Genomic DNA, 14,800 nt, shown 5'->3' with positions numbered 1-14,800 from the left:
TTCACGCCTCGGCGTTGAGATGGATATTCGAAAGTTGACGCCCAACGAACACCGCCTTTCCTTGGACCCGCAGCGATAGCCATATCGGGCTGCTAAGGGGAGGCTCCAACAACTGCTGAGAGCTGGTCTGGTCAGCCCGCTAGACCGGGCGCGCCAACAGAAGCCGGCTAGGTCAAAGGACTCTAAAGTTTGGGCGGAAGCGAACGCCGCGCGCGAGCCTGTTGGTTAGCATGGATCATTCGCGCCGAGAGCCGCGAATGATAAGGCGCGTTCAGCAGCATCAGAAAAAGCGCTCGGTCGGCTTCATAGCGAGCATCTGATCGGCTGCTTCTTGAACCTGTCATGACCAGCGTGCCGCCGGTCGTGCGGACCGACCACACCCAGCTTCGTCTGCGCTGTTCCAAGATAACGTCAAAGATTGGAAATCGATCAGACATCTCATCAGCCCCTGAACAAATAATCTCCACCGTCGTGTGCACGTCTGCATCCATAGCCAAACCTATCCGGTGTCGGCTTTCCGCTTCCGCCCTACTGGTTCTACGCATGCTCGGTTTGGGTTCTCAGAAAACATTTTGGCCGCTCCATCTGTCGCTTTTGAGCGAAATCTCTTCAGCGGCGAACCCGTGGCTCCGGTGGGCGATGCTGATTTGGTCATTTCGGCAGGCGTCCGGGTCTGAACTCACCGAAATCGGTAAAGGGCCGCAGGCGTCTCGCCGAGGATTCGCCCTCGGGCGTCCTCGTCTGGGACGAGGTCCTGAAGCCACTCAAGTGTCTGCGCATAGGATGGCGCGTAGGCGTGGGCGGCTCCGACGTGCGGCCACTCCGAGCCCCAGAGTAGCTGTTTCGGCCCGAGCTCCCGCAGCATTCTGGCCGCAGCTGCATGGGCCCAGCCGTCTGGGACGCGTCCGATCCCCGACAGCTTCACCCACACCTCGGCGCCCTGCGCGAGCGCCAGAAGCCGTGCGAGGCGAGGATCCCAGGCAGGATCGCGGGCGCTATCCGCAAGTCCGAAGCCGCGGAAAACCAGTCGATGGCCGTCGGCGAGGAGCAACTCTGCGAGGTGCTCACGTCCTTCGAGGCCACCCGACACCTCCAAGTGCAGGCCCAGCTGGAGCGCGGCCTCGAGGGATTCGGCGAGCGGATCGGAATCGGTGAGGGTTAGCGCTAAACCAATGGCGCCTGATCGAGCCCACTCCTCCAGCACCTCAGGCGCCACCGGTTGCACGAGGGGCGGAATGAGCCTCACGGGTATCCGGGTCTGGCTCGCCCGGGCGAAGAGCTCGGCCGGGTCGCCGTTCAGGAAGGCAGGCTGAACCAGGACCAGGCCGGTGATCTCCGATCCCCGCGCGGCGCCTTCCAGCGTTTCCATGGAGCCGTCGATGATGGGCGCAGCCTGCCGGCTCTTAAGACGGAAAGCATGCACCTCGCAGTCGATCTTCATGAAGCGCCCTCGCCGCAGAGCTCCGCCTGAACAACGCTCATAAGGCCGCAGCGCGCACCCATATTCACATCCTCGATGCCAGCGCGAGGGTCGAGACTTTCCAGCTCCTGCTCAAGCACTCTGCCGGTGATGTCCGGCTGCGCGTCCGCGCGATAGAGATCGGCCGCCATGCCTTCACCGATCCGGCCGAATCCGACACGGAGTGCTCGCGCGCCGCTGCAAATTCGGGCTCGCGGCAGATGCTCTTCTTGGTCATTTGGCCGGCCATGTAAGTCTCGTCGCGAAAAAAGATACGGGATGCAGATAAGTCAACACGGTCCGATTCTCTTGCAGTGACGCCATTCGGAATGGCTTCGCTATGACAGGCCCTACGATCATTTCGCGCGATGCAAATACCGTGCGAGCGAAATCCAGATCGTTCGCAGCGCCGTGCGTATAATTATCATCCTTCCGCCAATGCCGCCGCCCGCATTTGTCACGATTGAGCGCGCCCGGCCGCCGTCTTATGCTTGCGGTCGGCTCTAACAACCGTAAGGCCTACATGAGATTTATGCGTGCAGCATGCCTTCTTTGATGACACCCAACTCCCTTAGCAATCTCGCGTAAGGCATTTTCTAGTCCGGATAGCAGTTCGCTTTGCAGCAAGCTCGCAACGCAGAATTAAGTCGCGCAGAAATCCAGCAATTTTTGCTCCATTACGCAGGATGCCACCCTCCGCAATGACCGATGATTGCGCGCCATCGACAAGGCTAAGGCGCCCGCCCCTCGCTTTCCGGCAGCGGATGGCTGCAGGAACTGGAGCGGCCGGCGATTGAGCTTGGGAAGTCGAAGAGGTGGTCAGCTATAACAGCAGCGAACTCACCAGCAACACGATCTTGACCTCGAGCTCGGGACATCAAGGCTGCCAGCAGCATGGGCCTCGTTCACTCTAGTCACGCACGCAGGGGCGGCCTTGCAAAATTGAACACGTGAACCAGAAAGCACAGCAATGACTGAGCACATCAGAGCACAATTTTTGCCTGCAGCGCCGCGTGAATTCGGCCCTCAGCTGGCGCCTGGAGATGAGAAGCGCGTCGTGGCGAGCAGGTAGCTGATTGATCGGCCGGCTCCTTGATCGTAGATCGATCATCGATTTCCGAAAGAACGACGACACGGCCGTCGGGAACGTTTGCAAGTTCAAGGCTTCGAACGACCATGGCGGCAACTTCAGGCGTGCCCAGAGGGCGAACCCTGCCGGCTTGCTTCGTGATAGCGGTGCAGACGTCGATCGCGGAGCGCGATCATGGGAAAACCGTCAAATCCGCATCCACCGAGCGGATTTGGGCGCTCGGAGTGCGATCCAATCAGGATCCGACCACGACCGCTCCACCTCAAACCGAACAAAGGAATCAGATAGTCCCGTATGATGATCGTACGTGAGCTTCGCTGGCTTCATCCTCGGTCAACTGCTTCGCCTCATTGGCATCCGCATATTGAGTTGTGGTCGGGATCAAACGTCTCCTTCCGAAGGAAAACCTCACATCATCGAAAAGGAACAGAGCACTAGGCCTCAATAGCCGTATTGCTGCAAAAGCAGCCGCCAGATCGACATAGATCGAATGGCTACCGTCGAGATAGATGATGTCGAAAGTCTCTCGATTTCTCGCCAACCTGATCAAGTTGAACAGGTATGTTCCTGACGCATTTCCCAGAAAGGTGATGTTTCGATCGGCGATGCCGGCACTGGACAGATCGGCACGGCGTTGGGCGCAAACATGTTCGAAGTCCAGGCCCACATAGCGGATGTCGAGCTCGTTGATAGCCCTGAACCGCTCCTGCCTGAAGGTCGGCCCTACGCCGATCTCGAGAAAGCGGCACCCCGGATTTTGTCGAAGCAACTGGACCAGCGGAACATGAACAGACTGCCTGTATGCCCGGTAGTTGCTGGGCAGAGGATGGCTACCGTCAAATAGAACGTCGTGACGGTCACCATTCATCAATCGTCTCGCAGTTGATCAGAAGAATGCGTCTGGCATGCAGTACGCACGGCCAAGAGCCCCACCTTCCCGGCCACGACCAACGATGGCCAATGTCGGGCCGTTTCCGGCGAATACTGCAAGATCAGAATGCCGAGGGCCCGCTCAAGCCGAAGCGGCGACATTCATGCCGGCACTTTGCTAAGGGCGCGTGATGGAGTCGCTTGATCGCGGTTCGCTCCATCTGTCGTGAGCGCCGCCAAATAATGAGCAAAGAGCGAGATTGTCCGGGTGTGCGAGTCGAGGGAACTCTTCTCGCTCCTCCCCGCCAGCCAATCGTCAAACAGCCTCTTGCGGCCAGCGCCAAGATCAGCGTTTCGGACAAGCGTGTCCCGTGCGGGATAACGCCGCTCGCGTAAAACTGCGCCGCCGAGGAAACCGGCATTGCGCCAAAGCGTGATGTGCGCCTCCCTTCTCAGTTCCGGGTGATCTTCCATGTTCAGGTGTGGGCGCTTGAAAATCCTGGCCTCGATCGCTACGAAGGGACCGATATTCAAGCGAATGGTCTCGGAACCGTACCGTCCGTTCTTGTTGTAAACATCGGCCGGCAGTTGCCGCCAATTGCGCAGTGAGACGCTGGTCTGCAGAAGGTCGAGCCGAAACAGGCAGACGGTCTCGCGACTTCCGGGACGCCTTGCGGCTCCGGACGAGACAATATCCGTCTCACCCCAGAATGGTGGCGCGGGAAACAGTGCAGCGTCTGGCGCGTCGCCGCGAAGCCTGCGGACCGGATCCGGGCCAATCTGCCCGACCTGGTCGGCGGCGCTCGCCCGGTGGACATCCAGCTCAACCGCCAGCCTCCCAAAGTGCTCCTCATTGTGAGCCAGGAGACCAGAGAGAATATCGATGTAGTGATAGCCGGAATGGCAAAGCATTCCGTAGCCGTAGCGGTAAGGATGGTCCTCCCGGGAGAGGATCTCCTCCTCCGTGTTCCACACTCCCGCGTGATGCTCGATACCAATATAGGTGACCGGCGTGCCAAGGTTTCGGGAGGCGCGGCGCGCATAGCGTCCAATCAATTCGTACACTGCGTTGAAGCGGCGCGGCGTCATGACCACGCAACGGCCGCCAGTCCGGTCGCAGATTTCCTTGAGCTCGGCGACCGCACCAACCAGACGGTCCGCTGCAGGGCGTCCATTCGACCCCATCGGAAGAACGACGGGCTTGTCGACCAGGCAATCAAGGCCAAGTCCAAGAGCCGCGCGAAGGTAGCCCAAATGGGCCTTGGGTTCGGTCGCGACGATGACTTTCATGCCTGGACGTGCCAGAGCCGTCAGGACGTCCTCCCCATGGCCGGAATACCAGATCGCCCGCCGCCGGAGATCGGGTACCCATGAGACGCTCGCCGGCTGGCAGGTGCGGGTCCGGAAAAAGGCTTCCACGTCGTCTCGCGCACTGTCGAGCTCGACGACGTGGAAGGCCGATGCTCGACCGCTGGAGACGGCATCCTCGATAAGAGGAATATACTTCGCCCGGGCATAAGCACCGAGCCCGACGAGAATGATATCTCCTTGCATGCCTTCTGATACTCTCTCGCTTTTGCCTCAATCAGAACCTCGGACGCAATGAGGGCAGACACCGGGTCTACCTGACGGACGCTGACAAGGTGGGATACTGCCGCCTCGCGCATCGAGGACCGCCGATATGGAGACCGCATTTCGTTCATCGTTCGCCTGGTCAGGCGCAGGCGAGCGCACGGTTCTCGATATTCTTCAGGAGGGCGACCTGGCTCGGGCATTGGCCGCAGCCACTGTTCGCCCGAAATTTCTTGAGAGCCGGCGATGTACGCCAAACCTTCTCCAGATCGAATTCCGGCGATCGGATATTGCCGAGGAGGAACTCCTGGCTATCGGGATCACCGACAACGAAGGAACAGGGATACAAATCCCCGTTTGTAGAGAGGTAGACCGCGGTGTTACCGCAGTCGCATTCGGTATATCGGACGTTTGGCCGCGGCTGCGACGTATCGACGAAAATCGGCGGCGGCAGTTCGAGGCGTGATGAGCTGGGCTCCGCAGCAATCCCCATCAGGGCCTCCTGCAGCTCTCGAATTTCGTCAGCCGAGCCCAAGAGCGCGTCCTCATTGTCGAGGGCAACACCCGAGGCGAACATCGGCTTGGTTCTGAAGGAGTGGACGCCGACCGACGACAGGAGCCGATAGGCGTCCAGCGCCTCACTGATGTTGTGCCGGTTAGCCGTCATCCTGGCTTGCACCAAGACTCCGCAATTGACCGCCTCTGCCATCTGCCGGAGTGCGGAATCGTAAACACCCGCCCTCCCCCGGAAGCGTTCCACGGTCTCCCGCTTTGCACCGTCAAAACTGAATTGGAACGTTAGTTTCTTGGGATCGTCGAAAATTGAGACGACATCAGGAATCGGCACCTGGCCGAGCCCTCCTGTGTTCAATTGCACCTGAAGGCCTCGCTTGTTCGCATGGGCCATCAGGGCTGCCGTGCGCGGAAACACCAATTTCAGAAGCGGCTCGCCACCCGTCAATGAGACTTTTCTCAGGGAATATTTGTCGGCGAGAAGGTCGATGAAATCTGTCATCTCCTCGACAGACAGTTGTGATGGCTCCAAAAGACGCTTGTATTGATCCCGATACTCTTCGGGAACATAGCAGTGCTCGCAATGAAGATTGCAGTAGAAAGATACACAAATTCTCGCGTGGTTGAAGACAATGGGCAGCGCATGTTCGCTTGGCATGGCATCCTCCTGGCTTTCTCCCAGAAAGGTTGCAGCAGGATTTATGCCAGAGCGACGCGCCGAATCGCTGACTAGTTTGAGGGTCCAATGTCGTGCTCCAAACAGCTTGGCGGATTCCCGACATCCGGCGCGCTTGGTTTCAGACAGATGCACGCGCACGCACCGCCAGTCGCCAAGCCGCTCTACACACTTCCGACAGCGCGCCCAGCTCCATCGGCGTTATTGGTCGCGGCATTGGCAGCGATGAGCATTTCACTTTCTAGCCAGTAAAAGTCGCATCATCCGTCCCACCCACCACAAAGCGTCGATCTGACGAGGAGAGTGCAGTCAGCGAGCGCCAATTGCGGGAACAGCTCTTCTTCATCTGCGCGTTACCGAGCAGAAACTTCTAACCCTTCCTACTAATAGGGGGAAGCCGGCGTAGCCGGAACGATTTGTCGCGTAACACCCATTCGATTTCTCTCGGAATTCGCGGAGCCGTTAAGCTCGTCACCGCGTGCGTGGGACGATGTCAGACGCGTGTTCGTAAACCACGGCGCGCATCAGCTTCAGCGAGTGGCACACCGATTGCTGAAACGAAAACGAAGAAGCCGCCGCCAATACGGTGGGTCGATTCCAAGAGCTGCCAATGAAGCTAGCCCGATGACTCCTGATGTGTGCGCTGACGAGGCAACGTCGCGGTTGGCGCGACGTTCGTCAAGCGTATCGCTGTCGCTTGTAAACAGCGCGCGTTGCAACCAAACGATCCTGCGCCGCCGACGTTTGAGCCTTCTGGATTCGGCAGAGGTCGGCCGAGAAGCATACCATTCGAGCTTAGAAGGATGATGATCATGAAGCTCGACAAACCTCCTTCGTGCAGGCCTGCAGCGCCGACCGTCTTTGTTGGCAGGAACCGTCGTGGCAACTGGATTGCTTGCGAACAGAACGGCATTTTTGGCGGCCTCTTCGTGAACCGCGCCCAAGCATTAAAGTACGCATTGCGCGAGAATGGCTATCATCCGGAAACGATCGTCGAGCTGTCGCATGAAATCGAGCTCGATGTTTCTGCCAATTCGGAGATCGCGGCCACGAGGCGCGTGGCCTGAAAAGTCGGCGCACAATTGAACAGGGCGACCGCACGAGGTTCCTTGTGCGTCAGCGCTCGGCGCGCATGCCCTCGAGGTAACGGGGCAGATCACGCCAGGTCTGCCGCGTTCGACCGGTCGAGGCGGCCACTGGGCGGGCGACCTGATATCACAGCAAGTTCTGTAGGTCCGTCAATCTGGCTAACGTCGACTTATGACGGCACTTTCTTTGATCTTGCGAGCTCCGCGTCCGATAGCATCTGGGTGCCGATGATGCCCTCCTTCGCCAAGTGCCCGATCTCGGTGTCGGAGAGATCGAGAAGCCCTGATAGGATCTCTTTATTATGTTGTCCCAGCGTCGGTGCCGCTGTGCGGACCGCATATGGCCGCGCACCTTCGCGAATCGGTATCGAGGGTTGCGGATGCGGACCAATGAAAGCGCGTTCGACTTCCTGCAGAAATGCACGGGACTTGACGTGTGGATCGTTGAGCAGGTCAATCGGCAGGCGCGCCACGCCGGCGGCGACCCTTGCAGCCTGCAACTCGGACATCGCCTGATCCGCATCCCGGCTGAGCGTCCAGGCTTCGACAGTTCTCTCGATCAGATCCTCGATGCCGCGGCGGGCTTCAGCAGATCTTAGCGATGTGTCCGTGGCCCAGTCTGGCCGGCCAATAACGGTGGCAAGCCTCTGCCACATGCCCTCCTCGGTCGCCGATACCACGATCCAATCGTCCTCCCCAGCACACCGGAAGCAACCATGCGGCACGAACTGCGGATGTCGGTTGCCGTATCTTACCGGGGGCGTACCGCCGATCGAATGGACAGTGATCCAAGGCGCCGCAAAGGGCATCATGCATTCGATCTGCGAGAGATCAATGAATTGTCCCTGCCCGGTTTTGCGGGCGTGCATCAATGCAACCAGAACTGCAGCGCAGCCATTCAACCCGCCGACCGCGTCTCCGAACGCGATGTGGCTCATGAGGGGTGGCCCGTCCGGCTTTCCGATCACGCTCGGCAACCCCGAGCCCTGCTCGAGAGTCGAGCCGTAGGCCCGGCAACTGCGATGGACGCTGTTCGTGCCGAAGGCTGACATCGACATCATCACGAGCTGAGGATTGAGCGTTCTGAGCACGTCATACCCGAGCCCGAGCTTGGGCAGCACATCGGCCGAATAATTGTCGACAACAATATCACCTCTCGATATAAGCCGTTTGGCGAGAGTCCGGCCCGGCCGGCGCGTCAGGTCGAGTGTGATACCGCGCTTGTTGCGGTTTATCATGCAGAAGCGCAGCGTCTTTTCGTACATCTGGTCGTCGACGTAGGCCGGCCGGCGGTCAACGCCGCGCCACCAGTCGGGATACTGGACCGCTTCGATCTTGATGACATCCGCACCGAGATCGGCAAGTGTGCGCGTACACAACGGACCCGCCCACCCCATCGTAAAGTCGATGACACGAATCCCCTGCAAGGGTAGCCCATCAGCATCGATGAGGCCGGACGACGCCGACGCAGCGTCGCTCAAGTGTCTTCGGGCAATCGCGAAAGCCTGCTGCTCACCGGGAGCCGGAACCCTTCCACCCCGGCGCGGCGGCGTCAATGTCAGTCGCTGCATCGAGCCGGCCGTCAGGCCCTCTTCTTCGCCGAGCAGCACGGGCACGATTGCGCCGCGCTCTCTCTTCTCCGCGCCCTGCAGCAGATCGGAAATTTCTGGTACTGGCACGATTGGAATCTTGCGCTTCAATCCCTCCGCAAACCATTCCTGCGCTGTCCGCGTCTTCAGCCTGGGCATGAACTGTCGCTCGATCTGCTCCCGGCGTTGCAGACGGTCCTTCCCGAGCACGAGAGCTGAATCGTCCCGCAATTCGGATAAGCCGAGCATATCACAGAACGCGTGCCATTGTGCCGGAGTGATTGTCGTAACACCGAGCCAACCTTTTTTCGTCTCGTAGATGCCGGTTGGAAAGTTCGGCCAGAAGCGGTTAACGCCAATCCGGCGCATCATGTCGCTGCGCGCAAACGCCTCAAACAGCTGATACTCGCTGAGCGCGAGACTCGATTCGAATATGCTGAGCGACCACGACCGCCCTGCTGCACCCTGCATTCTCGCAAACGCCGAAGAAGCCGCGGCGACAAAACCCCATAAGCCGGCAAGAATTCCGACCTGAAAGTCCGGTGCGTGCAACGGCGGACCCTCGACCGGTCCAACCAGCTTGATGAGACCGGCGAGCGCGCGCACGGTGGAGTCGGTTGCGGCGAATTCGGCGTAAGGGCTGTCGCGAGCAAACCAACTTGCCTCGATATAGATCAACGCGGGACGTCGCTGCCGGATCGCCCCGATATCTATCGACGGGCATTCCGCAGGATCAACATCGCGGCCATCGACCAGAATGTCACACCCCTCGATCAACTCCGTCAGGCGTGTGATCGCGTCGGGTCCGGCGCAATCTATGATGATGCTCGATTTGTTGAAGTTCAAGAATGCGAACCACGCGCTCTGACCACCTGGCGTGAGTGGACCGCTGCGGCGCAGTGGATCGCCGGTTGGCGGCTCGACTTTCTGAACGTCGGCGCCGAAATCGGCAAACAAGCGCGAGCAATAGCAGGTTGCCGCAGAACTGCCGATCTCAATCACCCGCAGATGTGATAACGCTCCCATCGAGGGTTCCTCTTTTTTGGCCGCGGCATTTGACGGCAACGGAACGCTTTCGTGCCAAATGCGATATCCATCGCCTTATGCGGCGAACTCGCCGCCCGTGATATCGATGGTTGCGCCGGTGATAAAGCCGGCCAGTGGCGAGGCCAGAAAGGCTACGACGTGCGCTACCTCTTCGGCCGTTCCAAAACGGCCGACCGGAATCCGGCTGAGGGCGGAGCGGTTGACAGCAGCCTCAGGTGGTCCGGTCAGATCACTGAGGATCCGCCCTGGAGCGATACAATTGACCGTAATACCGCATGGGGCCAGATCCCGCGCAGCAGCGCGGGTTAATCCGACCAGCCCAGCCTTTGAGGCGGCATAGTGGGGCCCCGCGATCAACGGCATAGCACGGCCCGCGAGTGACCCGATATTGATAATCCGCCCATAGCCTTTCGCGATCATTTCTGGCGCCAAGAGCCTTATGAGAATGAAGGGACCTTTGAGATTGACATCGATGACCCGCGCCCATTCATCGAGAGACATCTGCGAAAGCCAAGGAGCATCCTGGTCCGTGCGCTTTGGAGAAATGCCTGCGTTGTTCACCAAAGTCCCAATGTCGCCCCAGCGCGCCTGGATGCGATCAACAAATCGCTCCACCTCGTTTTGTCGCGTTACGTCGATCGCCTCGGCATAGAGACGATCTTCTGGGCCGCTAAGACTCTCAAGCGCCCGCTCCACATGCTCTGCTCTCGTCGCCACAAAGGCGACCTGATAGCCATCGGCCGACAACCGACGTACGATCTCGAGTCCAATCCCGCGTGCCCCTCCCGTCACGAGAGCAACGCGTCCGTCGCTTCGACCCCTGAGTTTTCCTGGTGTCATCATGATCGCCAAACGGTCGCAACAGCCGTATCTGGCGAGTCCACAGCGCTGGAAATGCACAGGGGAGTCCACAGCAGGTGGAGGTACCCTTGCGGTGTCGCGATGCAGCGCAGCCTGCCTATAGCAGCAGTCATAAGCGTAATGATCGGTCCGATGCAGTCCCAGATCCGGCCAATATGCATGGCCAGGAGAATCGGCTGACTAAGTTCGAGAACGGCGGCTCGGAACGCCCACATCTTCCGGAGGCCTTTGAAGCCGGTCCAGCCGGACGTGAGATGAAGTGGCCTTGCGATCGAGAACCGCAAACTTTCGAGCGGGAGGCGCCCTTTCAGGAGTTCACCGAATTCCATCGGCATCGGCGCCTGTATGCCCCCTCCGGACCGCTCGTTTGCGGGCGCCGCATCGGCTTGAAGGAGCTTGAAAAGCGCACGGGCCGCTGGGGCAGTACCAGTGGCAAGGCATCGCGCCAATGTCGCCAATCTGAAACGCTTTCCCAATGCGAGATGACCTACACTAAGTCCATACCTCATTCGGGTGTAGGCGCCCTCTGCAAGAGTATTCGATTTCGCGTAAGTACGCGCCGATGACGTTGACCGTAACAACTCGGAGACGCCCTCGTAATTGAACACTGGATCGAGGTTTGACGGGTCTTCGTCCTGCTTATTCGCATCAAAGGCAAGCAACTTGGTCGTGCCGGGCAGCTCGACGAATCTCCTCCGCTCAATAGTCATTATCACCTCTGGCAACGGCGGATGGCATACAGAGCTTGGCCGTTGTGTCGGGAACCCTTTCCAAGATGCAGTCGCAGAGCCGCTCTATGTCGCCGGTCTCATGATCGGCCGTAATGCACACCCGAATCCCTGCGCTTCCCTGCGCGACGGTCGGGAAGAACGTCACCGAAGTATAGAAACCAGCGTCGAGAAGCCCTCTTGCGATTGCAATAGCTTCAGCCTCGGATCCAATGGCGATCATTCTGATCGGAAATGGATTGCCCTGCTCGGCGGTTGGGACACGGCAGTCAAATACCTTGATCCGTTGCGCCAACCGCCGCTGTCGTTCACCCAGCTCTGACGAGCGATGAATCTTGCACGAGCCAAGCGCCGCGCCAACTGCAGCCAGGTTGGGAGCCACCGAAAACGCGTAGGGAATCGAGTATCGTCTAAACAGAGCCTCATGTTCGGCCGTTCCGAGCATCACCATACCGCCCGATGCGCCGAATCCCTTGGCCAAGGAAGCTACTATGATCGTGCGGTCACCCAAGTCTTTCGGAAACTGAGAGCGAGCAAATCCTTCACCTCGGCGTCCGAACACCGATATCCCATGAGCATCATCGATATAAAGGAAGAGTCCATAACGTTCCTGAAGCTGACGCAGTTCCTTGATGGGCGAATTCCCTCCCATCGAGTAAACACCATCGCATACATAGACGACCACTGGATGTTCGCGGCACAAGCGTTCGAGAGAATCGATGTCGTTGTGCGCGATCGTTTCCACCCGCGTTTCATCAGCCACCACCGGCTTGTGATATGCGAGCGATATGTGTGCAATTCGGTCGAACACCACGATCGGCTTTTTTTCGCCCGTCAATTGCCCCGAAGCAAGGAGGGGCATCGCGCCTAAATTGGCGAGCATGACGGTGGAAAAGGCGAGTACGCGTGCGCAAAACATCTCCGACAGGGTCGCTTCAAGCTCTGCCAGAAGATCGAAATTGAGCCTTGTTCGTGCACATGACCAGTGCAACGAATGATGCGCCTCAATTGCTTCGATCGCGCCAGCAACGATAGCGGGATGATTGTCCAGGCCAAGGTATGAGCATCGCACGAAATCGATTACCTGCCGTCTATGGTCAAGTGGACCCGTACCCAAAGCAATGGAGCGCCCGGCCGTAGAACGTCCTTGGACCGCCATGAGACCAGCCGCGTGGGCTGCATCGAAATACTGGCGGCTCTTGTTGATCACGTAGGCGGTGTTCCGAAAATGTTCGGGCGGCCGACTATTTGACAGCGGGCTCCCCTGTTGCATTTCGTTCTCCTTCCACTTGGCAAGACAGCGGGCACCGTCCGCTTGAGTGCGACGACGAGCGGCTTGGTGACATAGGGCCGAAGTGGAAGATCTCTACAGTCCACGGGCAGCTGGATCGGCCTTTGGTTCAAACACTAAACCACTGGCGACTTCCCTTGGGCAGCTATCAGATCAGAGGGGTAGATCGCGTAAGGGGCGCGCTCGCCACGCCGACACGGCACTGACTGTGAAATGGCCCCAATGGGTGGGAAATGGTGCTGCCCTATTGCGACTGTACCGGGCCGACCCGGAACTGGCGTCCATTCTGAGGAGACGCAACCACCATGCTCTTCGAGACGTTTGCGAGCGCACTCACACACACGCAATATGGGCATCGGTAGCGCTCGAGACTTTCAACACCCGGCGCAAATTGCCTGCGTGACTTTTCTATTTCGTTCGTCGGCTCCAGTGACGGAGGGCTCTTCAAATCGGGCTTCGAGAAGCCGGTGCACGGCGATAGCCGAGGTCGGACCGACTCCGGAGCCTGATGCAAGGAATTATGTGTTCGTGGCCACACAGCGTCGTCGAGGCTTGCCACATGCGAGTTTCGCTCTCGACGGCGCAACAAAACAGATCGCAACGATGCACGCGGCATCGCGCAGATGATGCGACCGCGGCCGGTACGACGCCGTCCATGTCAAGATTATCGACATGCAGAAGATGCGTACGCTGCTGACCAAGCGGAAGCTGCTCAAGCGCACACTAACGGCCCTCGAAAGCCACATTCGTGGTTCGCTCCGGGGCTATGGGTTGCTCGTTGGCGCCGGTGCCCGCGGTGCCGTCCGCGAGCCGATCGAGCGCAGCGATCCAATCCTCACAGTGATCATCGAGGGCTTGTGGATTCGCGCCGCGCATCCTCGGGGGTTACGATCGGCTGCATCGTGTTCTGCTGCAAGTGGTGCAGCATGATTCTCTCTGCCGGCGTCTGATGACGGTTCCCGGCGTCGGACCCTTTGCCACCTTGTCGTTCAAGGTCGGCGTCGATGATTCCCGGCGTTTGCCAGATCACGAACGGTAGGCGCGCATTTTGACTTGGCGCTGCGGCGCGCACAGCATGCTCGACCGTTTGGCAATCCGCAGGCCCCACGCCCGCAGTACCGACCATTTTCTGCCCCGCAGCAGCAGGCTTGCGGCCGCCCCGCAAAGCGCCGCGCGGAAGCTACGTCGCCTGTTTGCTAATGCGCCCTTCGTAGTTGATCGACGTGCCGGATGTGCCGCATCACTTCGGCCGTCGCATGCTCGTCATCAGGTTCGTAGATAGGGCTGTCCGAGCAGTCCGGCGCTCTCGTCTCAAGAGCGGTAGCAGACAAGAGAGGCGGACAGTCCCCATTTCGCGCCCCGCCAGAGGACGCTCACCGTGCGCGGATCTCCAATTTTGCTCCTCCTCAACATGCCGGGCGTAAACCAAACGACGCTAATCAGTCATCATCTGCCTCGCGGCTACCGTGCAGGTCTCAACGGAAGCCGTTGCGTGATTTTGGCGCCAAATCCGACATGGAAATCGGTCTCGCTGACCCATATTCGGTGCAGAATGCTCGCGAGCTTTCACGCCATCGCGGTGATCAAAAAATAAAACGAGCGCTTAGTCGGCATCCCACGCACAACTACTGTTTTACGCGTCGGTTTGCTCTCATCCTCTGAAGGACTCTCTTACCACAATATAACTCTCTTCTAGCGGCTTCGGCTGATGGGGCCGACAGCGGCCGGACGAAGCGGCGGATCCGGGGAAAGCAGCCGCGCCACTGACCATCCGTGTATGAGCGGAGCGCGCTCCAGGAGCCTGATCTATCTAAGAGCTGCAGCAGACTGACGAAGCGGCTTGCCAAATGCCGCGCTCTAGGTACACAGTGCTGACACGAAGCGCAGGCGTTTAGCGCGCTTCCCAGATTCCGTGACGGCGCTCCGTTGGTTTAGACAACCGCATACTCACGGAGTTTGGAAAATCGGAGGGTAGGTTCGATTTGCATCCAATCTCGAGCACAAAAACAATTTTGC

At 59.1% G+C, this 14,800-nt stretch carries 11 protein-coding genes; 2 read left to right on the top strand and 9 right to left on the bottom strand.

Features of this window, described 5'->3' with window-relative positions; all coding sequences use genetic code 11:
- Window positions 1–182: 182 nt before the first annotated feature.
- The 6 genes from JJC00_RS08595 to JJC00_RS08570 all read right to left on the bottom strand — a co-directional run bounded on the left by JJC00_RS08595 (window position 183) and on the right by JJC00_RS08570 (window position 6,162).
- A complete protein-coding gene (locus JJC00_RS08595; RefSeq protein WP_200472175.1) occupies window positions 183–491 on the bottom strand; it encodes a hypothetical protein in 309 nt (102 codons plus the stop codon).
- A gap of 188 nt (window positions 492–679) precedes the next feature.
- Window positions 680–1,441, bottom strand: a complete 762-nt coding sequence (locus tag JJC00_RS08590) for an amidohydrolase family protein (RefSeq protein WP_200472174.1) — start codon at window positions 1,439–1,441, stop codon at window positions 680–682.
- A complete protein-coding gene (locus tag JJC00_RS08585) occupies window positions 1,438–1,611 on the bottom strand; it encodes a hypothetical protein (RefSeq protein ID WP_200472173.1) in 174 nt (57 codons plus the stop codon). The genes JJC00_RS08590 and JJC00_RS08585 overlap by 4 nt, the downstream gene beginning before the upstream one ends.
- 1,218 nt (window positions 1,612–2,829) lie before the next feature.
- Complete coding sequence (locus tag JJC00_RS08580; RefSeq protein WP_200472172.1) at window positions 2,830–3,417, bottom strand: class I SAM-dependent methyltransferase; 588 nt, start codon at window positions 3,415–3,417, stop codon at window positions 2,830–2,832.
- A 164-nt stretch (window positions 3,418–3,581) separates the two neighbouring features.
- Window positions 3,582–4,973, bottom strand: a complete 1,392-nt coding sequence (locus JJC00_RS08575; protein WP_200472171.1) for a hypothetical protein — start codon at window positions 4,971–4,973, stop codon at window positions 3,582–3,584.
- A 160-nt stretch (window positions 4,974–5,133) separates the two neighbouring features.
- Window positions 5,134–6,162, bottom strand: a complete 1,029-nt coding sequence (locus JJC00_RS08570; protein ID WP_200472170.1) for a radical SAM protein — start codon at window positions 6,160–6,162, stop codon at window positions 5,134–5,136.
- A gap of 830 nt (window positions 6,163–6,992) precedes the next feature.
- Between JJC00_RS08570 and JJC00_RS08565 the strand changes: the two genes are divergently transcribed.
- Window positions 6,993–7,247 carry a hypothetical protein gene (locus tag JJC00_RS08565; protein ID WP_200472169.1) on the top strand — a complete coding sequence of 85 codons (255 nt, stop codon included), beginning with the start codon at window positions 6,993–6,995 and terminating at the stop codon, window positions 7,245–7,247.
- A gap of 191 nt (window positions 7,248–7,438) precedes the next feature.
- Here the strand turns inward: JJC00_RS08565 and JJC00_RS08560 are convergent, their stop codons facing one another.
- The 3 genes from JJC00_RS08560 to JJC00_RS08550 all read right to left on the bottom strand — a co-directional run bounded on the left by JJC00_RS08560 (window position 7,439) and on the right by JJC00_RS08550 (window position 12,766).
- Window positions 7,439–9,883 carry a CaiB/BaiF CoA-transferase family protein gene (locus JJC00_RS08560; protein ID WP_200472168.1) on the bottom strand — a complete coding sequence of 815 codons (2,445 nt, stop codon included), beginning with the start codon at window positions 9,881–9,883 and terminating at the stop codon, window positions 7,439–7,441.
- A 75-nt stretch (window positions 9,884–9,958) separates the two neighbouring features.
- The gene (locus JJC00_RS08555; protein WP_246774143.1) at window positions 9,959–10,651 is read right to left on the bottom strand and encodes an SDR family oxidoreductase; all 693 of its coding nucleotides are present in this window, start codon (window positions 10,649–10,651) and stop codon (window positions 9,959–9,961) included.
- An 813-nt stretch (window positions 10,652–11,464) separates the two neighbouring features.
- Window positions 11,465–12,766 (bottom strand): aminotransferase class I/II-fold pyridoxal phosphate-dependent enzyme, encoded by a 1,302-nt coding sequence (locus tag JJC00_RS08550; protein WP_200472167.1) that lies wholly within the window; start codon window positions 12,764–12,766, stop codon window positions 11,465–11,467.
- A gap of 690 nt (window positions 12,767–13,456) precedes the next feature.
- Here JJC00_RS08550 and JJC00_RS08545 point away from each other — a divergent pair.
- The gene (locus tag JJC00_RS08545; protein ID WP_200472166.1) at window positions 13,457–13,714 is read left to right on the top strand and encodes a hypothetical protein; all 258 of its coding nucleotides are present in this window, start codon (window positions 13,457–13,459) and stop codon (window positions 13,712–13,714) included.
- Window positions 13,715–14,800 lie beyond the last annotated feature (1,086 nt).

This window comes from Bradyrhizobium diazoefficiens (genome assembly GCF_016616885.1).
GTDB lineage: Bacteria > Pseudomonadota > Alphaproteobacteria > Rhizobiales > Xanthobacteraceae > Bradyrhizobium > Bradyrhizobium diazoefficiens_F.
The sequence above is the reverse complement of the archived record's forward strand: the minus strand, read 5'-3'. Positions and strand labels throughout refer to the sequence as shown.

What these genes read in the sequence shown, in the direction of transcription:
- JJC00_RS08595 (WP_200472175.1), bottom strand. Translation starts at nt 491, where the DNA reads ATGGATGCAGACGTGCACACGACGGTGGAGATTATTTGTTCAGGGGCT.
- JJC00_RS08590 (WP_200472174.1), bottom strand. Translation starts at nt 1,441, where the DNA reads ATGAAGATCGACTGCGAGGTGCATGCTTTCCGTCTTAAGAGCCGGCAG.
- JJC00_RS08585 (WP_200472173.1), bottom strand. Translation starts at nt 1,611, where the DNA reads ATGGCGGCCGATCTCTATCGCGCGGACGCGCAGCCGGACATCACCGGC.
- JJC00_RS08580 (WP_200472172.1), bottom strand. Translation starts at nt 3,417, where the DNA reads ATGAATGGTGACCGTCACGACGTTCTATTTGACGGTAGCCATCCTCTG.
- JJC00_RS08575 (WP_200472171.1), bottom strand. Translation starts at nt 4,973, where the DNA reads ATGCAAGGAGATATCATTCTCGTCGGGCTCGGTGCTTATGCCCGGGCG.
- JJC00_RS08570 (WP_200472170.1), bottom strand. Translation starts at nt 6,162, where the DNA reads ATGCCAAGCGAACATGCGCTGCCCATTGTCTTCAACCACGCGAGAATT.
- JJC00_RS08565 (WP_200472169.1), top strand. Translation starts at nt 6,993, where the DNA reads ATGAAGCTCGACAAACCTCCTTCGTGCAGGCCTGCAGCGCCGACCGTC.
- JJC00_RS08560 (WP_200472168.1), bottom strand. Translation starts at nt 9,883, where the DNA reads ATGGGAGCGTTATCACATCTGCGGGTGATTGAGATCGGCAGTTCTGCG.
- JJC00_RS08550 (WP_200472167.1), bottom strand. Translation starts at nt 12,766, where the DNA reads ATGCAACAGGGGAGCCCGCTGTCAAATAGTCGGCCGCCCGAACATTTT.
- JJC00_RS08545 (WP_200472166.1), top strand. Translation starts at nt 13,457, where the DNA reads ATGCAGAAGATGCGTACGCTGCTGACCAAGCGGAAGCTGCTCAAGCGC.